The organism is Streptomyces canus 299MFChir4.1, from assembly GCF_000383615.1.
Lineage (GTDB): Bacteria > Actinomycetota > Actinomycetes > Streptomycetales > Streptomycetaceae > Streptomyces > Streptomyces canus_C.
The window spans coordinates 15,345-37,482 of the sequence record NZ_KB911601.1 but is presented as its reverse complement, the minus strand read 5'-3'; the positions used below and the strand labels follow the sequence as shown (position 1 = coordinate 37,482).

The 22,138-nt window shown below is 68.3% G+C and carries 20 protein-coding genes and 1 pseudogene; 18 read left to right on the top strand and 3 right to left on the bottom strand.

Annotated features, from left to right (window positions below; genetic code table 11):
- Positions 1-12: 12 nt before the first annotated feature.
- Both H293_RS0132305 and H293_RS61740 read left to right on the top strand, forming a co-directional pair.
- Entirely contained in the window at positions 13-774 is a 762-nt protein-coding gene (locus H293_RS0132305) for an SDR family NAD(P)-dependent oxidoreductase (protein WP_020121961.1), read from the top strand.
- Positions 775-1,182: 408 nt separating this feature from the next.
- Positions 1,183-1,335, top strand: a pseudogene (locus H293_RS61740) (hypothetical protein); the annotation flags it as partial.
- Positions 1,336-1,701: 366 nt separating this feature from the next.
- Here H293_RS61740 and H293_RS50375 read toward each other — a convergent pair.
- Positions 1,702-2,367: a GntR family transcriptional regulator gene (locus H293_RS50375; RefSeq protein ID WP_158694462.1), complete on the bottom strand. Its 666-nt coding sequence runs from the start codon at positions 2,365-2,367 to the stop codon at positions 1,702-1,704.
- Between the two features lie 183 nt (positions 2,368-2,550).
- On the opposite strand from H293_RS50375, the gene H293_RS0132290 reads away from it, so the two are divergent.
- From H293_RS0132290 to H293_RS61490, 8 genes are all read left to right on the top strand, one after another.
- Positions 2,551-3,684, top strand: a complete 1,134-nt coding sequence (locus H293_RS0132290; protein ID WP_020121958.1) for an NAD(P)/FAD-dependent oxidoreductase — start codon at positions 2,551-2,553, stop codon at positions 3,682-3,684.
- Between the two features lie 28 nt (positions 3,685-3,712).
- Positions 3,713-5,341, top strand: coding sequence for an ABC transporter substrate-binding protein (locus H293_RS50370; protein ID WP_020121957.1), 1,629 nt, complete (start codon positions 3,713-3,715; stop codon positions 5,339-5,341).
- Between the two features lies 1 nt (position 5,342).
- On the top strand, positions 5,343-6,296 hold the full coding sequence (locus tag H293_RS0132280; protein WP_020121956.1) for an ABC transporter permease: 954 nt from the start codon (positions 5,343-5,345) through the stop codon (positions 6,294-6,296).
- Positions 6,293-7,234, top strand: coding sequence for an ABC transporter permease (locus H293_RS0132275; RefSeq protein WP_020121955.1), 942 nt, complete (start codon positions 6,293-6,295; stop codon positions 7,232-7,234). Before H293_RS0132280 ends, H293_RS0132275 begins: the two co-directional genes overlap by 4 nt.
- Complete coding sequence (locus H293_RS0132270; protein ID WP_020121954.1) at positions 7,231-8,283, top strand: ABC transporter ATP-binding protein; 1,053 nt, start codon at positions 7,231-7,233, stop codon at positions 8,281-8,283. Before H293_RS0132275 ends, H293_RS0132270 begins: the two co-directional genes overlap by 4 nt.
- Positions 8,280-9,263: an ABC transporter ATP-binding protein gene (locus H293_RS0132265; RefSeq protein ID WP_020121953.1), complete on the top strand. Its 984-nt coding sequence runs from the start codon at positions 8,280-8,282 to the stop codon at positions 9,261-9,263. The genes H293_RS0132270 and H293_RS0132265 overlap by 4 nt, the downstream gene beginning before the upstream one ends.
- 663 nt (positions 9,264-9,926) lie before the next feature.
- Positions 9,927-10,427, top strand: a complete 501-nt coding sequence (locus tag H293_RS0132260; protein ID WP_020121952.1) for a DoxX family protein — start codon at positions 9,927-9,929, stop codon at positions 10,425-10,427.
- Between the two features lie 151 nt (positions 10,428-10,578).
- Positions 10,579-11,169 (top strand): ATP-binding protein, encoded by a 591-nt coding sequence (locus H293_RS61490; RefSeq protein ID WP_310591935.1) that lies wholly within the window; start codon positions 10,579-10,581, stop codon positions 11,167-11,169.
- A 440-nt stretch (positions 11,170-11,609) separates the two neighbouring features.
- Here the strand turns inward: H293_RS61490 and H293_RS0132250 are convergent, their stop codons facing one another.
- Positions 11,610-12,494 (bottom strand): LysR substrate-binding domain-containing protein, encoded by an 885-nt coding sequence (locus H293_RS0132250; RefSeq protein WP_020121950.1) that lies wholly within the window; start codon positions 12,492-12,494, stop codon positions 11,610-11,612.
- A gap of 82 nt (positions 12,495-12,576) precedes the next feature.
- Between H293_RS0132250 and H293_RS0132245 the strand changes: the two genes are divergently transcribed.
- Genes H293_RS0132245 through H293_RS0132235 form a run of 3 tightly spaced genes read left to right on the top strand, consistent with a single transcriptional unit; the run spans position 12,577 to position 15,121 of the window.
- Entirely contained in the window at positions 12,577-13,782 is a 1,206-nt protein-coding gene (locus tag H293_RS0132245; protein ID WP_028808385.1) for a thiolase family protein, read from the top strand.
- The gene (locus tag H293_RS0132240) at positions 13,779-14,450 is read left to right on the top strand and encodes a 3-oxoacid CoA-transferase subunit A (RefSeq protein ID WP_020121948.1); all 672 of its coding nucleotides are present in this window, start codon (positions 13,779-13,781) and stop codon (positions 14,448-14,450) included. The genes H293_RS0132245 and H293_RS0132240 overlap by 4 nt, the downstream gene beginning before the upstream one ends.
- Complete coding sequence (locus H293_RS0132235) at positions 14,447-15,121, top strand: 3-oxoacid CoA-transferase subunit B (protein WP_020121947.1); 675 nt, start codon at positions 14,447-14,449, stop codon at positions 15,119-15,121. Before H293_RS0132240 ends, H293_RS0132235 begins: the two co-directional genes overlap by 4 nt.
- A 24-nt stretch (positions 15,122-15,145) precedes the next feature.
- On the opposite strand, the gene H293_RS50365 is transcribed toward H293_RS0132235, so the two are convergent.
- Positions 15,146-16,180, bottom strand: coding sequence for a LacI family DNA-binding transcriptional regulator (locus H293_RS50365; protein ID WP_033415882.1), 1,035 nt, complete (start codon positions 16,178-16,180; stop codon positions 15,146-15,148).
- A gap of 164 nt (positions 16,181-16,344) precedes the next feature.
- Between H293_RS50365 and H293_RS0132225 the strand changes: the two genes are divergently transcribed.
- Genes H293_RS0132225 through H293_RS0132205 form a run of 5 tightly spaced genes read left to right on the top strand, consistent with a single transcriptional unit; the run spans position 16,345 to position 21,946 of the window.
- Positions 16,345-17,127: an enoyl-CoA hydratase/isomerase family protein gene (locus H293_RS0132225; protein ID WP_020121945.1), complete on the top strand. Its 783-nt coding sequence runs from the start codon at positions 16,345-16,347 to the stop codon at positions 17,125-17,127.
- A gap of 49 nt (positions 17,128-17,176) precedes the next feature.
- The gene (locus H293_RS50360) at positions 17,177-18,187 is read left to right on the top strand and encodes an MBL fold metallo-hydrolase (RefSeq protein WP_020121944.1); all 1,011 of its coding nucleotides are present in this window, start codon (positions 17,177-17,179) and stop codon (positions 18,185-18,187) included.
- The gene (locus H293_RS0132215) at positions 18,184-20,601 is read left to right on the top strand and encodes a xanthine dehydrogenase family protein molybdopterin-binding subunit (protein ID WP_020121943.1); all 2,418 of its coding nucleotides are present in this window, start codon (positions 18,184-18,186) and stop codon (positions 20,599-20,601) included. The genes H293_RS50360 and H293_RS0132215 overlap by 4 nt, the downstream gene beginning before the upstream one ends.
- Positions 20,598-21,467: an FAD binding domain-containing protein gene (locus tag H293_RS50355; protein WP_020121942.1), complete on the top strand. Its 870-nt coding sequence runs from the start codon at positions 20,598-20,600 to the stop codon at positions 21,465-21,467. The genes H293_RS0132215 and H293_RS50355 overlap by 4 nt, the downstream gene beginning before the upstream one ends.
- Positions 21,464-21,946, top strand: coding sequence for a (2Fe-2S)-binding protein (locus H293_RS0132205; RefSeq protein ID WP_020121941.1), 483 nt, complete (start codon positions 21,464-21,466; stop codon positions 21,944-21,946). Before H293_RS50355 ends, H293_RS0132205 begins: the two co-directional genes overlap by 4 nt.
- Positions 21,947-22,138 lie beyond the last annotated feature (192 nt).

The following is a 22,138-nucleotide window of genomic DNA, read 5'->3' as shown; positions in this document are numbered from 1 at the left end:
GGAGTTCGCCCCATGCCCGTCCCCGAACTGTTTCGCCTCGACGACAAGGTCGCGCTGGTCACCGGCGCGTCGAGCGGTTTGGGGGTCGCTTTCGCCCAGGGACTCGCCGAGGCGGGAGCACACGTCGTCCTGGCCGCCCGCCGCGCCGAGGGACTTCGAAAGACAGCTGAACTGGTCGAGGCGGCCGGAAGGCGAGCCCTGACCGTCCTGACCGACGTCTCGGATCCCGCAGCCTGCGAGCAGCTCACGGTCAGGACACTGGCGGAGTTCGGACGGGTCGACATCTTGGTCAACAACGCCGGTATGGGCACCGCCGTACCGGCTCTACGGGAGACCCCGCAGCAGTTCCGCTCCGTCGTCGACGTCAACCTCAACGGCTGTTACTGGATGGCCCAAGCCTGCGCACGCGTGATGGAGCCGGGCTCGAACATCATCAACATCTCCTCGATCCTCGGGCTCACCACCGCTGGGCTGCCCCAGGCCGCCTACAGCGCGTCGAAGGCCGCGCTCATCGGTCTGACGCGCGACCTCGCACAGCAGTGGACCGGCCGCAAGGGAATCAGGGTCAACGCCCTGGCACCGGGCTTCTTCAGCTCGGAGATGACGGACCAGTACCCGGTCGGCTACCTGGAGGGGCAGCTGACGCGCATCCCCGCCGGACGCATGGGCGACCCGCGCGAGCTCGCCGCCACGGTGGTCTTCCTGGCCTCCAGCGCGGCCGGCTACATCACTGGCCAGACCTTGCCCGTGGACGGCGGTATCACGATCACGTGAGTCCGGGAACGCTTTGCGGTTGTTGCCGAGATCGCGCTCGATGTCCTGGTCGGTGAGCGATCCCGGCCGCATCGAGGACGGGGACAGTCAGCGGCTCGCCGAGTTCGCTCGGCTCAGGCGGCCGTGGCTGCGCCCGCCGGTGCCCAGATGCCGACCTGGTGGTGCGGCGTATGTGCTTGATTCTGACGTGCCGCGCACCGTGCCGGCCGCGGCACGGACGGCTGCGGGAGCCGCGGCCGGAGACAGGGCGCCCCGGAATCGCCGTTCGTCCTGCCGGCCGATCACTCGCCCCAGGCCCGCACAGCATTCGCTGAGGACCTGCCCTGGAGCAAGTCCCAGCTCGAACGCCACCGGAACACGTGGGGGGCGACCCGGCTCGGGTTCGCGCTGCTGTTGAAGTTCTTCGAGGTGGAGACCCGGTTGCCGGAGTCGGCCGGGGAAGTTCCGGCCGCCGCGGTGGAGTGCGTGGCCGAGCAGGTGAAGGTGCCGGCGGAGGCGTGGGCGGCGTCCGACTGGCAGGGTGATGGGATCAAGCGGCATCGCAAGGAGATCCGGGCTGCGTACGGGTTCCGGGCGAACACCGAGGAGGACCAGGAACGGCTGGCCGGGTGGCTGACTGCTGAGCTGTGCCCGGTCACCGAACTGGACCCTGCCGAGCGTGCCGCGCTTCACCAGGGGATGACCGTACGGCGCGGCCAGGGTCACCCCCTGCGCGTCAGCGCCGTCCTCGCCGCGCACCGCCAGCTCCTCAACCGCTGCCAGCCGCTCGACGGCGCCCAGGGCGTCCCGGCCAGCGCAAGGCCCGCCGCGAGTACGAGAACCGCGTCAGCACACTCGCACCGCCCGGAACATGACCATTCTCACCGCCAACCGCCAACCGCCAACCGCCAACCGCCAACCGCTGTACCGATGTTCCCCGAGGCCGGGCTACCCCTGCCCTTCCCGCGCCGCAGCACGGAACGCCGCGACCAGCAGTTCCTCGGAGTGGTCGAAACGGGCGGCGAGCTGGGCCCGTGCCTCGTCCGTGCGGCCGGCGGTGATGAGGTCGATAAAGTCGCGGTGGCCCCGGACGAGCGCGGCCCCGTCGGGTGGGCTCTGGTACTGCGCCGTCACCGCGAGCCGCAGTTCGCCCATCAGCCCGGAGTGCATCCGGCTGAGGCGTCGCGAGCCGAGCACGGCCACCAGAGCGGAGTGCGCCTTGACGTCGGCCAGGTGGATCTCGTCGCTGTCGCCTCCTTCTACCGCGCTGACGAATTCCTCATAGGCCTGACGCAGGGCCGTGAGCTGCTCCTCGTCCGCCTGTGCAGTGGCCTCGACCGCAGCCAGTTCGATCATGCGGCGAGCCTGGTAAATCTCCCGGATGTCCTGCTCGTCCAGGGCGGTGACCATCACGCTCCGGTAAGAGTCCCGGCTGAGCAGACCCTCGTTGACCAGGACGCTGAAAGCCTGACGGACCGAGCCCCGGGAGACCCCGGTGGTGGTAGCGACCTCGACCTCGCGCAGCGGGGTGCCGGGGGCCAGGCCACCCCCCAGAATCTCCGCGCGTAGCGCATCGGCGACCCGGTCGACGGTGGTGACCTTTTCGACGGTCAAGTTCGGAAGCAACGCTGATTCCCCTGCCTTTTCACTCACTTCGAGGCGTCCCTTGCCTCTGCCGCGGCTCATGGCCGCCGGGCCGCATCTCTACCGATGAGCCCTTGACGGGGTACCAGGTTACCTGTTCAATGTCGCTTCATCAATTGTCGAACAATAAATCGTTGACCGTGGGGAGAGATTGTGGAGCAAGCGGACATCGTCATCGTGGGCGCCGGGATCGTCGGCGCGACACTGGCGTGGAACCTGCGCGACTCGGGGCTCGACGTGATCATCGTCGACCGCGCCGAGCCGGGCGGGGCGACGACGAACTCGACGTTCGCGTGGATGAACGCGAGCAGCAAGGTCCGGCGCGGCTACGGGCCCGACTACGTGCGGCTCAGCGTGGACGGCTGGTGCGACGCGTACGAACTGGCCCTCGAGATCCCCGGGGACTGGATGCACGTCACCGGCAACCTGGAGGTCGTCGCGGCCGACCAGGCCGCCGCGCTGGAGGGGGACGTGCGGCGACTGGTCGGCCAGGGGTACCTCACCCAGTACCTCGACCCCGAACGCCTGGCGGCCCGCTACCCCGAACTGGTCGTGGACGAGGGCTCCGCCGCCGCCTGGTACCCCGACGAGGGCTGGATCGACGGGCCCGCCCTCGTCACCGACATCGCCCGCCGGCTCGAAGGCGGCAACGTCTCCTTCCGCACCGGCGACGTGGTCGGATTCGACCAGGACGGCGGCTCCGCACGCGTCACCTCGGTCCGGCTCGCCTCGGGGGAGCGGATCCGCACCGGCCAGGTCGTCGTCACGGCCGGTGTCTGGACCGCCGACATCGCGGCCCTCGCCGGGGTCACCGTGCCGATGGCGGCCCGCGCCGACGCCTCCGTCCCCGGCATCGTCGCCCGCGCCACGGCCCCCGCCGACGGGCTGCGCCACCAGATCATGGGCGGCGGCGACGACTTCGTGGTCCGGCCCCATCGGCCCGGCGAGATCATGCTCACCGGGGAGGGCCACGGCCTGGAACTCACCGCCGACACCTCGCCCGAGGAGGCCCTGCGCGGAGCCGAGGCACTGCTGACGGTGGCGGCGAAAACCGTACCCGCGCTGCGCGACTGCGACGTGACCTCGGCGACCGTGTGCCTGCGCGCCCTGCCGGCCGACGGCGTCTCCATCACCGGTGCCGACGCCGACGTGCCCAACCTGTACGTGGCCGTCACCCACAGCGGGATCAGCCTGGCCCCCACTCTCGGCAAGTTCATCGCCGCCGAGCTGCTGTCCGGACGGCCCGAGGAAGCTCTCGAACCGTTCCGTCTCGCCCGTTTCCGGTAGAACCATCCGAAAGACTCATGGAGGCACGATGTCAAGAGGCTTCGCACGACCCGCGGGTCGGCGCCATGCGCGCCGCACGGCGGCCCTGACACTCTCCGCGGCGGCCCTCTTCGTGACCGCGGCCTGCGGCGGCTCCGGCGGTGGCGCCTCGGCCGTGAAGAACCCCGACGGCGTCCTGACCATCGGCATCAACCGCGCCGCGGACGACCTCGATCCGTTCGCCTTCAAAGGCATCTTCAACGTCCAGTCGATGGTCTTCGAACCCCTGGTCGCCTCCGGCGAGAACGGCAAGATCCTCCCCGCGCTCGCCAAGTCCTGGGAGATATCGGCGGACGGCAAGACCTACACCTTCCACCTGCGTCCCGGCGTGACCTTCTCCGACGGCAGCCCCTGGACCGCCGAAGCGGCGAAGAAGAGCCTCCACATGTGGATCGGCGATCCCAACCTCAAGGACTTCCTCGTGACGTCCGCGCTCGTCACCGACATCACCGCCACCAACGACCTCACCCTCACCCTCAAGCTGTCGAAGCCCTACGCCTACGTGCTGCGCGACCTCAGCCTGGTGCGCCCGGTGCGCTTCCTGAGCCCGAAGGTCTTCACCGCCGACGGCAAGTACGGCGGCAAACCCATCGGCACCGGCCCCTGGGTCGTCAAGAGCAACGGCCCCACCGAGACCGTGCTGACCCGCAACAAGGACTACTGGGGCCACGCCCCCGAGTTCGCGGAGGTCGACCTCAAGGTCATCCCCGACGCCAAGACCCGGCTGACCGCGCTCCGCAGCGGCGACATCGACCTGATCGGCGGGGCCTGGACCGGCTCGATGCTCCCCGAGGACGCCCAGGAGCTCAAGAACCGTCCCGGCGGCGGCGTCAAACTCAGCGCGGCGCCCGGCACCACCACCCAGATACTCGGCTTCAACCCCGACCGCAAACGGCTCACCTCCGACCCGGCCGTCCGCAAGGCGATCAGCCTCGCCATCGACCGCAAGGCCATCGCCCAGAGCCGCTACTTCGGCTTCGCCGACCCGGCAGGATCGCTCATGCCCGGCACCGTGCCGACCGGCGAGGGCAAACCGGCGCCGGCAGCCGACCTCGAAGCGGCCCGCCAGGTACTGCAGAAAGCCGGCTGGACCGGGCAGGGCACCCGCAGCAAGAACGGCGTCCCGCTGAAACTCGACATCCTCGTCGCCGAGGAGAACCAGCCCGGCGTACGCCAGCTCGCCGAGGTCATCCAGGCCACCCTCAAGAAGATCGGCGTCAACGTCCAGATCAACGCCACCGACCACGCCACCTCGCACGACGCCGTACCCGCCGGCGAGTACGACATGACGATCTTCTACACCATCGGCGCTCCCTACGACCCGCTCGGCACCCTCACCAACAGCTTCCTCAGTACCCTGGCCAGCTCCGACGGAAAGATCTGGACCGACCCCGCACGGCTCGACCCGCTCATCGAGAAGGCGGTCACGGCACGCACCGAGAAGGAGCGCGACACCGCCATCACCGCGATCTACCGCCTGCTCGACGACACCAGCGCCTTCGTCCCGCTGGTCTACCCGCAGCGGCTGTGGGCGTCAGGCCCCCGAGCGCACGACGTGAAACTCGCCCCGACCGACTACGACTTCCCGCTCGACGGGATCTGGATGTCGGGGGACTGACATGGTGCGCATGATCCTGCGTCGGCTCGGAGTGGCCGCCATCACGTTCACCCTGGCGTCGGTACTGATCTTCCTGCTGGTGGACCTCGCCCCCGGAGACCCGGCGAAACTCCTGGCGGAGCGGCGCTACGGGGCGAACACCACCGTCGAGAACGTGGCACAGGTGCGGTCCGAGCTAGGGCTCGACCGCTCCGCCGCGGAGCGCTACCTGTCCTGGATCGGACACGCGTTGCGCGGTGACTTCGGCAACTCCTTCCAGAACGGCCGGCTGGTCGCCCAGGACCTCACCGAGAAGGTCGGCGTGACGGTGATCCTCATTCTGTGCGCCGCGGTGTTCGCCCTCCTGCTCGGAGTCCTGCTGGCCGGCCTCGGCGCCTGGCGTCCGGGCGGCTGGATCGACCGCGCGACGCGGGGCGTGGCGATGGCCGGGGTGTCGGTGCCGATGTTCTTCCTGGGCCCGCTCCTGCTGCTGGCCTTCGCGTTGAAGTCACCTCTGTTCCCCGCCATCGGAGAGAGCGGCCCCGCGTCCTGGGTGCTGCCTGCGGTGACCCTCGGCTGCAGCTCCGCCGCCATCTTCGCGATCGTCACCCGGGTCCTGGTCGAGGAGGCGATGACCCAGCAGTACGTCATCACGAGTCGGAGCGTCGGCGCACTGCCCGGTGCGGTGCTGGTGCGTGACGTCCTGCCCAACATCGCCCCGCAGGCGGTGACCGTCTTCCTCACCCAGGTCGGCTTCACCCTGCTGCCCGGCACCACGATCGTCGAGACGATCTTCGCCTGGCCCGGCATCGGTGACTACTTTCTGCGCGGACTGCTGTTCCGGGACTTCCCGGTGATGCAGGCCGTACTCCTCCTCTTCGTCGTCGTCCTGATCGTCCTCAACCTGATGGCCGACCTCGTCCAGGGAGTCCTGGACCCGAGAGTCCGTCGCTCGCTCAGGAAGGGAACCACATGATCCGCACCCGAGTGGCCGCCGCGCTGCGCGGCATACCCAGGGCTGCGGGCATCGCGGTGTTCATCGTGGTCGCTGTGGGCCTGACCGCGCCGCTGCTCGCTCCCTACGACCCCAATGTCATCGACCTCGGCCACGCCTTCGGCGGCCCGACCTCCCACCACTGGCTCGGCACCGACCACCTCGGCCGCGACCTGCTCAGCCGCCTGCTGTACGCGTCCCAGACGACGATCACGGCAGTGGCCGCGGTGATCGGCTGCGCGATCCTGGTGGGCGGGCTCGTCGGAGTGATCGCCGGCGCGGTCGGCGGCCTCGTCGACGAACTGGTCATGCGGGTCACCGATGTCTTCATGAGCATCCCCAGCATGGTCATCGCCCTCGCGGTGATCGGCGCCTTCGGCACCGGCTACTTCACGATGGTCGTCGCCCTCACGCTCGGTTGGTGGTCGGCGTACGCCCGCCTCGCTCGCAGCGTCGTCCTCTCGACCAAGGAACAGCCGCACATCGAGGCGCTGAAAGTGCTCGGCGCGTCTCCGCTGCGCATCTTCGGCCGGCACCTGGTGCCCGCCGCGATCGGCCCGGCGCTGGTCTACGCCGCCGGGGACGCGGGACTCGTCGCTCTGTCCGTCGCCTCCCTCAGCTTCCTCGGCATGGGCGTGAAACCGCCGCAGTCCGAGTGGGGCCAGATGCTCGTCGACGGCACCCGGTACCTTGAGTCCGACCCGGTACTCGTGATCCTCCCGGGGGCGGCACTCACCCTATTCGTGGTGACCCTCAACATGTTCAGCCGGTCCATCGCGCTGCGCTCCAGCCCGGGGGCGCTCCCGCAGGCCACCGTCGCACGCCGGCTGCGCCGACTGCCCGCGCTGTCGCCCCGCGCCACGCGGACCGCCGTCACCACCAGCCGCGACCCCCTCGCCAAGAAGGTGGTGTCCTCATGACCGCCCCCGCGACCGCAGGCGCCGGACCGGCCCTCGAAGCGCGCGACTTCTCCATCCGGCTGCACACCCGCGCACAGAGCATCACCATCGTCGACGAGGTGAGCTGGTCGGTAGCGCCCGGCGAGACGCTCGCCATCGTCGGTGAGTCCGGCTCCGGCAAGACCGTGTCCACCCTGGGCATCTTCGGCCTGCTGCCCGCCAACGTGGCCTGCGACACCGGCGGACAGGTGCTGCTGCACGGACGCGATGTGCTCGGACTCCCCGACACCGAACGCGCGAAGATCCTCGGCAGCGACGTCGGCGTCATCTTCCAGGACCCGCTCACCGCCTTCAACCCGATGCGCCGGGTCGGCCCCCAGATCGCCCGCAGCGTCCAGGCCCACCTGGGCCTGAGCACCGCGGACGCCCGCGAGCGGGCCGTCGAACTGCTCGGCCAGGTGGGCATCGCCGACCCACGGGCACGGTACGCCGCCTACCCGCACGAAATGAGCGGCGGCATGCGGCAACGCGCCCTGGTGGCCCTCGCGATAGCCGGTGAGCCCACCGTCCTCATCGCGGACGAACCGACGACCGCGCTCGACGTGACCACCCAGGCCCAACTGCTGGAACTGCTCCGCACCATCCAGGCCGAACGGGGCCTCGCGCTGGTGCTCATCACCCACGACATGGGAGTCGTGGCGTCCATCGCCGACAAGATCGCCGTCATGTACGCCGGACGCGTGGTGGAGTACGGCGACGCCGTCAGCGTGCTCGGCGACCCCGACCACCCCTACACCTCCGGTCTCCTCGCCTCGATCGCCGACGCCCGCGCCGGCGCCAAGGAGCCGTTCCGGGTGCTGCCCGGACTGCCCCCGGACCTGGCCCGGGTGGGCGAGGGCTGCCGGTTCGCGGACCGCTGCGAACTCGCCGAGGCGTCCTGCGCCGACCTCGTCCCCGTCCTGGTGCCGCTGCGGACCCGCACCGGCGGCCGGCAGGCGTCCGCCTGCTGGAAACACCCGCGCCACGAACCCCTCACCGAGCCCGACGAGCAGAAGGCGGTCCGCGCATGAGCCTGTTGAGCATCGAGGACCTCACCGTGAGGTTCTCCAGCGGCGGCACGACGGTCACCGCGGTGGACGGCGCCAGCCTCTCCGTCGACGCCAACGAGGTCGTCGGCCTGGTCGGCGAGTCCGGCTGCGGCAAGTCCACGATCGCGCGCACCGCCGTGGGCCTGCACAAGGCCGCCCGCGGCCGGGTCGCCTTCGACGGCCAGGTCGTCAGCTCCCTGCGCGGCTCGGGGCTGCGCGCCTACCGGCGTCAGGTGCAGTACATCTTCCAGGACCCGCTGTCCTCGCTGAGCCCCCGGCTGACCGTCGGCAAGGCCATCGCCGAGGTGCTCGACATCCACGGCATCGGCCGGCCGTCGTCCCGGCGGGCCCGGGTCCTGGAACTCCTGGAACTGGTCGGCCTGTCGGCGACCCACGCCGACCGGATGCCCTCCGCGCTCTCCGGCGGCCAGCGCCAGCGCGTCGCCATCGCGCGGGCCCTGGCCGTCGAACCCCGCATGCTGATCTGCGACGAACCGGTCAGCGCCCTCGATGTGTCGATCCGCGCCCAGATCATCAACCTCTTCCTCGACCTGCAACGCGAGTTCGGCCTCGGACTCCTCTTCATCGGCCATGACCTCGGGCTCATCCGGCGCATCTCCGACCGGGTCGCGGTGATGTACCTGGGGCGCGTGGTGGAGCAGGGAACAGCACAAGCCGTCTTCGACCAGCCGCACCACCCCTACACCCGCGCGCTGCTCGCAGCGACACCGTCGGCCGACCCGGCCGTCGAACGGCACCGGAACACGGTGCTGCTCAAGGGCGAACTGCCCAGCCCGAGCAACATTCCGACGGGGTGCCGGTTCCACACCCGCTGCCCCGCCGCGATGCCGACCTGCGCCACCGTGGAACCCCTGCAGCGGGCGGTCGGCCCCGGGCAGTCGGGCACCGTGGCCTGCCACCTCGACGCCTCGGCCCAGCCACAGCAGACGCTCGCCTCCTGACGTCCCGACCGACAACCCCGGGGGCAGAGCCGCCTCCCGGGGTCGGACGCCGGCCGACGCGAGCACCGGCGGGCGGGCCCGGAGCGGCTGCGGACCGGACTGTCACCGGATAGATCACCTTGCTCCACCAGCGAATCGGTGATCTCCGTCTGACGCACGCGGCACAGCGTCGACAGCAGCGTGTACCGCACCGGCCCGGCCGCCGCCCGCAGGTCCGAGGGATACTCCTTCGCCCCCGCGCCCGCCAGGCCGCCACCAGTTTCGGAATGATCGGCGCGGACACGAAGGCCAGCTGGGCCCAGTCGGGGACCCGGCAGACACTGCCCCGCGCATGTATCACGTCCCTGCGCGTCAGCCCCCTTACTGTGCCCTTTCCAACCCCCCCTGCCTGCGCTTTCTCGCCGCCCGGCTGAGGGAACGCGGAGCGCTCTCGGAACGGAATGGAGCCTGAGTGCAAGCTGACGCACCCTGCTCACCCTCGCCCACGTGCGCAAGGGCCGGCCCTTGCGCCCAGCGCGCGGCCGGATTCGGGACCAGCACCCGCTACCGCTTGCCGGCAGAGCTCGGCATGCTCATCGGTAGCGGAGCAGCGTCGAGGCGGGCGGTTCAGCGGAGTGGAACCGGAGCAGCGCGCCCTGCTTGTTCTGCTGCTACGGTCCGGCCATGTCATCGACTGACCTCGCTCTTCTGGTCCTCCGCGGAGTGATCGGTGCGGTGTTCCTGGCCCACGGGTTGAACCACATTTTCGGCGGGGGTCGACTGCGCGGCACGGCCGGATGGTTCGCCGGCCTCGGCATGCGCCCTGGTTACGCGCATGCCATTGTCGCCAGTGCCGTCGAGGTCGCATCAGGCGCGCTTCTGGTGCTCGGCCTGTTCACCCCGGTTGCCGGAGCCGGCGTCGTCGGCACGATGGTCGTCGCATGGGTGATCAACCACGCCAAGAACGGGTTCTTCATCTTCCGGCCCGGCGAGGGCTATGAGTATGTGATGGTGCTTGCGGCAACGGGACTCAGTCTCGCGGGAACCGGCCCAGGGCGAATCTCGCTCGACCGACTGATCGGAATCGGTCAGCCAGGGTGGGCGGGGTTCGCGATCGGCCTGGCGGGGGCGGTCGGGGCAGGGCTTCTGCTGACGCTTTGCTGGCGACCGGAAAATGCCGGGTAGTCCCCGCTTCCAGGCCCTCGTCCTCATACCCCTCCCACGTCACGGCGACAGGACTGGCTCGCTTCCCTGCCGCCCCGGCAGTTCTCGTGTCTCGACGGCCGTCGACACACGGCGGTACTTGGAATGCGTAGCTATGTAGGTAGGACCGCTGATGCGCCGACATGACGCCGGGCTGAAGGTGTCTGGGTACGCGGAAGCGGAAGAAGGGGCCGGCGTCATGTACCCAGCGACGGGGAACCTCATCTCACCTGTCGCGGACGCGGACGCCGAGAACCCGTCCCGTCCGAGTACGGCAGAAGCAACGAAAGCTCCGGACGGACCGATGCGCACACCCTCTCCTCATTCGCGAGTCGGTGACTTCAGCTGGCTTCTCATGCACCGACCGGAGGCAGCGCGTACCGCCCGGAAGATCACTGCCGCCGTCCTTGCTGAATGGCACGTGAGCGAGGAAGCGACTGATACGGCCCTGCTGGTGGTCTCCGAACTGGTCACCAATGCCGTAGAGCACGCGCAGCCACCGGTGATGCTGCATCTGCACCGTGAGCGTACCGGGAGCCGTGTCTGGGTGGGCGTGAGCGATGGCGGCGCCGCGAAGGGCGCAGGGCCTTGGATCTCGTCCTGCTCCGATGACGAGCACGGCCGGGGCATGGAGGTCGTCGGCGCCCTGGCCACCGCCCATGGCACTCGCCACCACTCGGGTGGCATCACGCGTTGGGCGCGGCTGCAGACCACCGCCTCCTGAGGAGTGACAGGGGCCGGGGCCGAGGGCCCGGTCGCCTTCGAAACGGCATTTCCTCACGCACGCCGCGCCGGTAACCGTTCAACGAGCGGCGGGACACGGCGCACACCGACACCTGGCGCGGCTCCGCATGTGGGCTTCGATCTGAGGGAGGAGCCGGATGCGTGGTGGCTACTCCGGATGCCTTCGCGTCCAAGGGGAAGCCGTAGTGGCCGGGCAGGACAATGGTCCAGGGGAAGAAGCCACACAGCGAAGAACTCTTCGTCCGAGCGACCGGGTGCGTCCCGGCCGAGGGCCGTCACCGCGGTCGCCGCCGCCCCTCGCTCGGTTCATCCGCCTCGCGGACGATCCGGAAGCGCGGATCGTCGGTTTCTCGCTCCTTGAGGGTCTCTTCCGGCAGGTGAGCGAGACCGCACCACGTGCAGGCTGGTCCGGCGCCGGATTCAATCGCGCACACACTCCTCGATCACCGTAGCGACGCGGGTCGTTGCTGGGGAGAAGCGGTCCATCCGGCGGACCAGGAGAAGGTCGACTGCTTCGGCGTCCGCCAACGGCACGTACGTCACACCTTCCAGGTTGAGACTTCGCACCGACTGCGGGACCAGGGCCACGCCGTGTCCCGCTGCGACGAACACGACCAGCGTCGCCGTCTCACTGACCTCCACCAGCGGCGAGGGTTCGAAGCCGGCGCGTTTGCACGCTGCGAGAACGCGGTCGTACATCGAGGATCGCGCCTGCGAGGGGTGGATCACGAAGGGCTCGTCGGCGAGATTTTTCAGAGCCATGCGGCGGCGGCCTGCGAGTGGATGGTGGGACGGAAGCACCGCCACGAGGGGTTCCGTACGCAGTGGTGTGATGTGGACGTCCTCGACGGGTGCTGCCTCTCGGACCACCACGAGGTCGTACGTCTCGTTGAGCAGCCCTTCGACGAGTCGAGGCGCGAGAACCTCCCCGTGGAGATCCAAAGTGACTCCGGGGAGTCGTTCTTTGACGGTGCGTGCGACCTTGGGCAGCACGTCGTAGGTCGCCGTACCGATGAAGCCGACGGAGACACGGCCTGTGCGCCCTGCTGCCAGTTCGTGCATGTGGGAGCGCGCACGTTCCTCACCTGCGACAAGTGTCCGCGCGTGGTCGGCGAGTCGGCGGCCGGCTTCGGTCAGTGCGACATGCCGGGTGGTTCGGGTGAAGAGGGCAAGGCCCAGTTCACCCTCCAGTTGCTTGATCTGCTGGGACAGGGCCGGTTGCGCTATGTGCAGACGGGCCGCGGCGCGCCCGAAGTGGCACTCCTCGGCAACCGCGAGGAAATAGCGGAGCTGACGGATCTCCATGGCTCCTTTTATATCAGCTCCTTATTAATGCATAAGAATTAGGTGTTGGACGCGATGAATGCGTCGCTTCTACGGTGACGGCATGACCGATAGCTACGTATATGCGGCAGCGAGAACGCCCTTCGGGCGGTACGCGGGCGCCCTCGCCGAGGTACGGCCCGACGACCTCGCCGCGCGGGCCATCAGCGGGGTCCTCGCCAAGACGCCCGCGCTCGACCCGGCTGAGATCGGCGACGTCGTCTGGGGCAATGCCAACGGCGCGGGCGAGGACAACCGCAACCTGGGCAGGATGGCCGTCCTCCTTGCGGGCCTTCCCACTTCTGTTCCGTCCACGACGGTCAACCGCCTGTGCGGATCCTCGCTGGACGCTGCCATCATCGCCTCACGAGCCATCGAGACGGGCGATGTGGACATCGTGCTGTCCGGCGGTGCGGAGTCGATGAGCCGGGCTCCCTGGGTCTTGCCCAAGCCTGCGCGCGGGTTCCCCGCAGCGGACGTCACCGCGGTGTCGACCACGCTGGGCTGGCGGCTGGTCAACGAGCGGATGCCGAAGGAGTGGACGGTTTCCCTGGGGGAGGCCAACGAACAGCTCGTCGATCGTTTCGGCATCTCCCGCGAGCGGCAGGACGCCTTCGCGGTCCGCTCCCACACGTTGGCTGAGCAGGCATGGAACGAAGGATTCTACGACGACCTGATCGTGCCGGTCGTGACGGGAACGCGCGGTACGGCAGTCGAACGGGACGAGGGAATCCGTCCCGGCTCCACCGTCGAGACGCTCGCCCGGCTCAAGCCCGCCTTCCGGCCCGACGGCGTCATCACAGCCGGCAATGCCTCCCCGCTCAATGACGGGGCCTCGGCCGTGCTGCTGGGTTCCGCCGACGCCGCGACCCGTATCGGAGCCCCGCCCCTCGCGCGGATCGCGGGCCGCGGCGTCACCGCGCTCGACCCGCAGATGTTCGGGTTCGCACCCGTGGAAGCGGCCAACCGAGCGCTGAAGAGCGCAGGCATCTCCTGGATCGACGTCGCCGCGGTCGAGCTCAACGAGGCATTCGCCGTACAGTCCTTGGCCTGTATGGACGCGTGGGGTGTGGATCCCGGCATCGTCAACACCAAAGGTGGCGCCATAGCGCTGGGCCACCCCTTGGGCGCGTCCGGCGGCAGGCTCCTGGGCACCCTGGCCCATCGGCTCCGCGAGTCCGGTGAACGGTGGGGTGTCGCGGCCCTGTGCATAGGCGTCGGCCAAGGTCTTGCCGTGGTGCTGGAGAACGTGACAGGGGGCCGGGGATGAGCACGCAGCTGTGCGCCGACGCCGATGAAGCGGTCGCCGGAGTCCAGGACGGCTCGACCGTGCTGATCGGAGGATTCGGTATGGCCGGGATGCCGGTGGCGCTGATCGACGCGCTCCTGAGACAGGGCGCCGGCAATCTGACCGTGGTGTCCAACAACGCAGGCAACGGTGACACCGGACTCGCCGCCCTGCTCGCGGCGGGACGCGTCCGCAAGGTGATCTGCTCCTTCCCGCGGCAGGCGGACTCCTGGGTGTTCGACGAGCTCTACCGGGCCGGAAAGGTGGAGCTGGAGGTGGTGCCGCAGGGCAGCCTCGCCGAACGGATCAGGGCCGCAGGCGCCGGCATCGGGGCCTTCTTCTGCCCCACCGCGGTGGGCACCCTGCTCTCCGAGGGGAAGGAAACCCGGGTGATCGACGGGCGCACGTATGTACTCGAATATCCGATCAAGGGGGACGTGGCCCTCATCAGCGCTCAGCGCGCCGACCGCATGGGCAACCTCGTCTACCGCAAGACGGCGCGCAACTTCGGGCCGGTCATGGCGACCGCGGCGACCACGGTGATCGCGCAGGTACGCGAGATCGTCGAGACCGGTGAGATCGATCCCGAGACCGTTGTCACTCCGAGCATCTATGTCGACCGAGTGGTGCAGGAAGGGGACGCGGTATGAACCCGGCCACGCGTTCATCGCACACGGATGCCCCGCTGGGCAAGCACGACATCGCGGCCCTGGTGGCCCGGCACATCCCGGACGGCGCGTTCGTGAACCTGGGCATAGGCCAGCCGACACTCGTCGCCGACCACCTGCCACCTGGCTCGGGTGTCGTGCTGCACACGGAGAACGGCATGCTGAACATGGGCCCCGCCGCCACGGGAAGCGACATCGACCCGGACCTGACCAATGCCGGAAAGGTGCCTGTCACCGAGCTTCCGGGAGCGGCCTACTTCCACCACGCGGACTCCTTCGCCATGATGCGCGGCGGGCACCTGGACATCTGCGTTCTGGGGGCTTATCAGGTCTCCGCCCGGGGAGACCTGGCCAACTGGCACACCGGCGCACCCGATGCCATCCCCGCTGTCGGCGGAGCCATGGATCTGGCGATCGGAGCCAAGCAGGTGTTCGTGGTGATGACGCTTTTCACCAAGGACGGCGCACCGAAGCTCGTGAAGGAGTGCGGTTACCCCCTTACCGGCTTGGGATGTGTCGACCGCGTCTACACCGACCTGGCGGTGTTCGACATCTCGTCCCAAGGGGTCAGCGTCACGCACACGTTCGGAATCACCTTCGACGACCTCGCCGCGCGGCTGGACATGCCACTGCTCGATGCCACCAAGCCGTGAGCTGAACCACCGCCGGGCAAGACCTCATCGAACCGCTGAAGTCGACGCGCGTTCGATCACTTCGGGGCTCTGGGGAACCACGATCCTTCGTGGTTCCCCTCCCGCCGCCATGTCGAGCGCGAGTTCGACTGCTTGCACCCCGAGCTCCTTGACCGGGAGAGCCACGGTGGTGAGCGGAGGCGTCAGGAAGCCGGCCAGGTCATCGTCGTGCAGCGCAATGACCGAGAGCTGCTCCGGAACCGTGAGGCCCATCGCCCGGGCGGCTGCCAGCGCCCCCACACCCATGGGAAACGTCGCCGCGAAGATCGCGGTCGGTGGGTTCGCCCCATCCGCCAGGAGTCGCTGCACGCCGTTGAAGCCGGCGGCGTAGTCGCGCTCTTTGCACGAGGCGGTGAGTGCCTCGACCCCTGTCGAGCGAACCGCCGCTCGATACCCCTGCAGGCGCCGAACCATGGTGTCGAGGGACGGGGGTCCGAAGACGCCGCCGATCCGCCGGTGGCCCAGGTCTGCGAGATGCCGCACGGCGAGGGCCGCCGCGTCGCTGTCGCGCAGGACCACGCTCGCCCTGACAGCCATCACCTGCCGGTTCAGGAGCACCACCCGGTGCGGCGCCCACTCGGCGAGCTGGCGCAGTGCCTTGTCTTCGATACGCCCGGAAGCCACGAGCATCGCGTCCACGCGTCCCTGCATCAGCATGTTGGTGATCGTTTCGTGTGGGTCACCCGCCGCATGGGTCCCCATGACCAGGCCATAGCCCTTCAGGGCGGCATGCTCCTCGACGCTTTTCGCGAGGGCCGTATACATCGGACTGGTGAATCCGGGCAGAAGCAGTCCGAGCGTGGTAGTGCGGGCGTTGCGCAGTCCGCGAGCTGCGACGTTGGCGCGGTATCCCAGGGCTTCCGCAGCCGCCAGGATGCGACTTCGCGTCTCGGCAGAGGCGAATCCCCGTGGATCGTCGCGCAGGACCCGTGAGACCAGGCTCGTATGTACGCCCGCGGCCGCGGCGACGTCGGCCAGGGTGGGCCTTCGCGGTCCCGTGGGTTTGGGGCCCTTGATCATCGTGCCTCCCGTGCCGCTCCGCGTCGTTCGACCTGATGAACTTTTTATATCAAACGTTTGACGGTCATGTTGCGCGCTTCTAGCGTCTGGCCTACCAAGCAACTCAAGGCCCTGCGGTGACGCGGTGAAAAGGAGAGACCACAGTGACGGAAACGAATTCGAGCATGACCCACTTCACGCGCCCGTCGTCGCAGTTCAAGGAGTACAAGGACCGCTACGAGACCATCGCGATGGAGCGGACCTCCGACGGCATCCTGACGATGCGGTTCCACACGGACGGCGGCCCCCTGCAGTGGAGCCTGCAGGCACACTACGAATTCGAGGACGCCTTCGCACAGGTAGGGCGAGACCGTGAAAACGACGTCATCATCCTGACGGGCACCGGTGACGCTTTCAGCGGTCCGGCGATCAAGCCCGGCTCCCACCCGAACCGCAACAGCATGACTCCCTCCCACTATGACCCGATCCTGTGGGAGGGCAAGCATCTGCTCCCCAACCTCCTCTCGATCGAGGCACCGGTGATCGCGGCGATCAACGGTCCCGCGGTACGTCACGCCGAGATCCCGCTGCTCTCGGACATCGTGCTCGCGACCGATTCCACGTACTTTCAGGACACCGCCCATTTCGCCGGGGGGATGGTCCCCGGAGACGGCATGCACATCGTCATGCCCCTGCTGATGGGACTCACGCGCGGTCGGTACTTCCTGTACACCGGGCAGAAGATCGAAGCGGCCGAAGCAAAGGACCTCGGCCTGGTCAATGAAATCCTTCCCGAGGACAAGCTCCTGGAACGAGCCCAGGAACTGGCCGCGGAACTGCTGAAGCAGCCTCGGCTGGTGAGGCGCTACACGCGCACCGTGGTCACCGAGACTCTGCGGGAGCAGATGCACGGACTCCTCGGATACGGACTGGCACTGGAGGGCTTGGCCCGCATGCGCGAGAACTGACCACCCCACCGAGACGACGACCAAGCGGACCTGAAGGCAGGAGCTGATCATGGCCTCCAGTTGGAGCAGTTTCTATCGTGGCTACGTCGAGGAGCCCAGCCTGGTGGAGGTAGGAGACGGCGTGTACGCCTACCTCCACCACGACGGCAGCTGGGGACTCAACAATTCCGGGTTCGTGCATTCAGGTCATGAACTCGCGGTGATCGACACCGCGCTCACCGAAGACCGCACCCGTCAGTTCCGCGAGGCGATGACCCGCAGGTCCGGCGTGGAAAAGCCTCAGGTGCTGATCAATACGCACCACCACAGTGATCACACCTTCGGCAATTCGGTCTTCGATGACGCCTGTATCGTGGCCCACCGCCTCTGCCGGGACGCCGTGGTCAAGCAAGGACTCAAACCCACGGACCAGGACCCGATCGTCCCGTGGGGATCTTTGAAAGTGCGTCCCCCGCAGCTCCTCTTCGACGAGAAGCTGGAACTGTACGTCGGCGATCACCGGGCAGAGCTCATTTTCGTGGGGCCGGCCCACACCAACAACGACATCGTGGTCTGGCTGCCCGAGGAACGCGTGCTGTTCGCCGGTGACGTGCTCTTTCACGACGCGACACCCATTACCCACGGTGGCTCCACCGCGGGATCCGTGCGGGCACTCAACACCATGAAGGCCCTCGATCCACGCGTCATAGTCCCGGGCCACGGCACGGTCTGCGGTCCTGAGGTGATCGACCAGTGGCTCGGCTACTTCTCCTTCATCACCGACACGGCGGCCAAGGCCTTGAACGCCGGCCTGTCCGTACTCGACGCCGCCCGGGAACAAGACCTCGGCGCATACGCCGAGTGGCAGCACCCGGAGCGCTTCGTGCTGAACCTCCACCGGGCCTACGAGGAGCTCAAGAACGGCTCTGCGGCCTTCGTCGACGAGGCTGCCGCGTTCGACGACATGCTGCGGCTCAATCCCGCCTCGTACGGTCACCGCATCATCAAGGACCGCGAGGCGTACATCGACCCCTGCTCGTCGGAGCGGGGCGCCGTGCCCGTCCGTGACCCGCGGGCGTGACAGCCGTGAACACCGCCAGGGTTGGCTCCGACAGCGCACCGACGCGTGCGGAGACCGAGCGCGCCCGATGGCCCAAGTACGACGCGTTCGCCTTCATCAGCGGGGGCGCCACGTACCTGGATGACATCGAGCCCGATGGAACATTGCACATGGCGGTCGTGCGAAGCCCCGTGGCCCATGGGAAACTCCTGGGCGTCGACGTGAGTCAGGCACTGGCCATGGACGGCGTGGTGACTGCCATCGACGGCCACGAGGCGTCCCGGCACTTGGCTCCGATGCCCTATGTGCAAAACCCCGAGGACATCGGCGCTCAAGCGTTCCGTGTGACAGCTCTCGCGGTCGATGAACTGCGCTGGCTCGGCGAGCCGGTGGCCGTCGTCGTCGCCGAGTCCGCGCCCGCCGCCCGCGCCGCCGCGTCGGTTGTGCAAGTGCATTACGAGGAACTCCGGCCGATCCTCGACGTCGGCGAGCTGGCCGCGAATCCGTCCCTCATGGACGAGCAGTTCGCTGATTCCGTCCTGTCCGCGAACGACTTCACCAGGGGGGACACGGACAGCGCGTTCGCGTCGGCGCCTCACTCCCTGGAGAGCACCTTGCGGATCGGACGCAGCAGCACGGCGCCGATGGAACCGCGGGGCTACCTCGCGTCATGGGACGCCGATGCCCGGCTGACCGTTCACGCCTCTCATCAACAGCCGTTCCAGTTGCGGTGGGAGCTTGCGACCATGCTCCGGATTCCCGAGGAATCGGTACGCGTCGTCGTACCCCAGGTCGGTGGCTCGTTCGGTCTGAAGATGACCGGCTTCGCCGAGGAGCCCCTCGTGTGCCTGCTGAGCAAGCTGACCGGCCGACCGGTCAAGTACGTCGAGAGCAGGGCCGAATGCTTCCTCGGGGGAGGACGCGAGCAGATCCACCGTGCCGCGGTGGCCTTCGACGACCAGGGCCGTCTCCTCGCCCTGCGCGACCACATCACCATTCCGGTCGGCGCGGCCTCCACCTCGCCCGGCTGGCGCATGGCCTACGTGACCGCGGCCACCTTCCCGAGCGCCTACGACATCCCGGCCGTGGAAATCCGTTCACGCGTCCTTCTCACGAACCAGCCTCCTTGGCATTCCTGCCGTGGCTACGGCAAGGACACCGCCATCGTGGTCATCGAGCGGCTCGTCGACAGGGTTGCCTCGTACCTCGGCCTCGACCCGGCCGAGGTCCGTCGGCGCAATCTGCTGCCGAGCCATCGCTTGCCGCATCGTCTGCCCTCGGGTTACCTCATCGACAGTGGTGATTTCGGCGGGCTCCTCGACCGTGCGCTCACGCTCGCGGACTACGAGCCGGCGAACAGTGCCCGGGTCAAGGAACCGGAGGCCGACATGGCCGAAGGTGTCGGCATCGCCTTCGAGATCACCCCTGAAGGCGGAGGCCACCCGTCCGGCCCGTTGCGCACCGCAGCCCGGCCCACGGCCCCGGCTCCCGAGGCCGCCACGGTCTCGATGAACGCCGAAGGCCGGATCGAGGTGCGCAGCAGCGTCACCAATCCCGGGGGAGGCAACGACACATCGCTGGCCACGCTCGCGGCAGAGGCACTGGGCACCAGCCGCGCGATGGTCACAGTGGTCCAAGGGGACACAGACCGCGTCCCCCAGGGGACCGGCCATGCCAGCAGCAGGGCCACAGCCGTAGGCGGCGCCGCCGTCGTTCTGGCGGCGCGAGACATCGCCGGCAGGCTCCGCGCGAGGGCGGCCGAGTTGACTGGCGCACAGCCTGACGAGGTCACGCTCGTCGACGGGCGGATCGAGATCCATCAGCGTCCGGTCATGACCATCGCCGATCTCTGCGCTGATCTGTGCACCACCGGGCGGGCCCCCGAACTGGTCGCCACCCGCTCCTACGTGCCTGTCAACCAACAGGGCCTCAACGACAGCGAGCCGTACCGCTACACCTATCCGTACGTCTCCAGCGGTGTGTACGTCGCCCGGGTGCTCGTCGACCTGGCCACGGGAAAGACCACGATCACCGGTCTGGTCGCGGTCCATGACTGCGGTCGCGTCATCAACCCCACCCTCGTGGAAGGCCAGATGCACGGCGCCATGGCCATGGGAGCGGGGCTGGCCCTGTTCGAGGAGATTCTGTCGGCAGACGATGGAAGCCCCCTCACCGACACCTTCAAGCACTACATGCTGCCTCGGGCGAACGACCTGCCCCGCATGATCGTCGAGCATGTGGAGACTCCGTCGCCGCACACCCTTATGGGAGCCAAGGGCGCCGGCGAGGCCGGAGTGGGCGGCGCGATGGCCGCGGTTCTCAACGCGGTGACGAACGCGCTCGGTCCCAACTGCCCGCCTCCGACGGCACTTCCTCTGACTCCTCCCCGAGTCCTCGATCTCCTCGCCCACTCCCACGGGAGGACCGAGCCATGATCCGGCACCTCGTCCGGCCCCGGACGGTCACCGAGGCCACCACCGCTCTGGCCGAGGCGAACGCGGTAGGCGGACACGCGCTCATCATCGGCGGTGGCACCATCGCCGTTCCGCAACTCGTCCGGCAGGAACTGCAGCCCACGCACATCGTCGACTTGGGTGACCTGGATGTCGCCCGCATCTGGCGCGACGAGAGCGCGGTTCATCTGGGCCCCGCCGCCACCTACCAGTTGCTCATCGACACGCCCTGTACCGAGCGGTGGACACCCCTTCTGCACCTGATGGCCAAAGGAATCACGGGCGGCATCCAGATTCGCAGCCAGGGCACGATCGCCGGATCACTGGTCTGCGCACGCCCCTACTCCGACGCGCCGGCAGTTCTCGTCGCCCATGCCGCTCGTGTCACGGTCGCCTCTGCACACGGCACACGCACCGTGTCGGTCGAACGGTTTCTCACCGCCCCCGAACGTCCGGACCTGCGCCCCACCGAACTCGTCACCGAGATCATCCTCCCGTATCGCCCCGAAGCCGTGGCGCACGGCTACTACAAGCTCAAATTCGCCGAGTCCTCCTGGCCCGTCGTGACCTGCTCCTGCTCGATCCTGGCAGACGGAACAGCCGAACTCACCCTTGGCGGAGTCCGGGTGGTGCCCTGGAAGATCCGAGTGTCCAGCGACCTGTCGCACAGCCCGCAGGAGCTGCGTGACGTCCTGGACGATCACATGTCCGCCCTCACCGAGGACGACTTCTGGCACGACATCCGAGCGGACAGTTCCTACCGACGCCGAGTTGCCGCCACCGTCGCGGCGCGAGCACTGCGGCAGGCGGCCGCGCGGCTCCCCTCACCAGGAACGGAGCATTCATGAGCAGCGAAGAGATCACCTTCACACTCAACGGCAACCCCGTTCGCGCCGCGGTTGACGATGTCGAGACTCTGGTCGACATCCTGCGCCGGGACTGCGGCGTCGGCGGTGTGAGGGTGGGATGCCGCAATGGCGACTGCGGAAGCTGCACGGCCATGGTCGACGACGCATGCGTCAAGACCTGCCTGATGCTCGCCGGCCGAGCGCGCGGTTCTGAGGTCGTCACCCTCGAAGGCCTCGGGAGTCTCGACCGCCCCCACCCGGTCCAGACCGCCTTCATGGAAACCTACGCCTTCCAGTGCGGCTTCTGCCTACCGGGCATGGTGCTCTCGACGATCAGCCTCCTTGCGCGCATTCCGCAGCCGGACGAGACGGAAATCCGGGACGCGCTCAGTGGAAACCTGTGCCGGTGCACCGGTTACGAGAACATCGTGAAGGCTGTACAACGTGCCGCGCAAATGTTGCAGCGGGCACCCAAATGATTTTCTGAAATCATCCCTTTCCTCATCTGGACGGCAGGCCCCGCAGAAGGGATCCCTGCTCCGCACCTGCCATACCCATTTGAGGTTCCAGCGGTGAGTTTCAGAACAACCAGCACCGTGCGGAGTGAGAAAGGCGTCAGCACCACCGACATGCCGGAAACTGAAACGATCTGATTTCCGGAGACTTTCCAA

Bases quoted from the DNA above. Each gene is read 5' to 3' on its own strand.
- H293_RS0132305 (WP_020121961.1), top strand. From the start codon at position 13: ATGCCCGTCCCCGAACTGTTTCGCCTCGACGACAAGGTCGCGCTGGTC.
- H293_RS50370 (WP_020121957.1), top strand. From the start codon at position 3,713: ATGTCAAGAGGCTTCGCACGACCCGCGGGTCGGCGCCATGCGCGCCGC.
- H293_RS0132280 (WP_020121956.1), top strand. From the start codon at position 5,343: ATGGTGCGCATGATCCTGCGTCGGCTCGGAGTGGCCGCCATCACGTTC.
- H293_RS0132275 (WP_020121955.1), top strand. From the start codon at position 6,293: ATGATCCGCACCCGAGTGGCCGCCGCGCTGCGCGGCATACCCAGGGCT.
- H293_RS0132270 (WP_020121954.1), top strand. From the start codon at position 7,231: ATGACCGCCCCCGCGACCGCAGGCGCCGGACCGGCCCTCGAAGCGCGC.
- H293_RS0132265 (WP_020121953.1), top strand. From the start codon at position 8,280: ATGAGCCTGTTGAGCATCGAGGACCTCACCGTGAGGTTCTCCAGCGGC.
- H293_RS0132260 (WP_020121952.1), top strand. From the start codon at position 9,927: ATGTCATCGACTGACCTCGCTCTTCTGGTCCTCCGCGGAGTGATCGGT.
- H293_RS61490 (WP_310591935.1), top strand. From the start codon at position 10,579: ATGCGCCGACATGACGCCGGGCTGAAGGTGTCTGGGTACGCGGAAGCG.
- H293_RS0132250 (WP_020121950.1), bottom strand. From the start codon at position 12,494: ATGGAGATCCGTCAGCTCCGCTATTTCCTCGCGGTTGCCGAGGAGTGC.
- H293_RS0132245 (WP_028808385.1), top strand. From the start codon at position 12,577: ATGACCGATAGCTACGTATATGCGGCAGCGAGAACGCCCTTCGGGCGG.
- H293_RS0132240 (WP_020121948.1), top strand. From the start codon at position 13,779: ATGAGCACGCAGCTGTGCGCCGACGCCGATGAAGCGGTCGCCGGAGTC.
- H293_RS0132235 (WP_020121947.1), top strand. From the start codon at position 14,447: ATGAACCCGGCCACGCGTTCATCGCACACGGATGCCCCGCTGGGCAAG.
- H293_RS50365 (WP_033415882.1), bottom strand. From the start codon at position 16,180: ATGATCAAGGGCCCCAAACCCACGGGACCGCGAAGGCCCACCCTGGCC.
- H293_RS0132225 (WP_020121945.1), top strand. From the start codon at position 16,345: ATGACCCACTTCACGCGCCCGTCGTCGCAGTTCAAGGAGTACAAGGAC.
- H293_RS50360 (WP_020121944.1), top strand. From the start codon at position 17,177: ATGGCCTCCAGTTGGAGCAGTTTCTATCGTGGCTACGTCGAGGAGCCC.
- H293_RS50355 (WP_020121942.1), top strand. From the start codon at position 20,598: ATGATCCGGCACCTCGTCCGGCCCCGGACGGTCACCGAGGCCACCACC.
- H293_RS0132205 (WP_020121941.1), top strand. From the start codon at position 21,464: ATGAGCAGCGAAGAGATCACCTTCACACTCAACGGCAACCCCGTTCGC.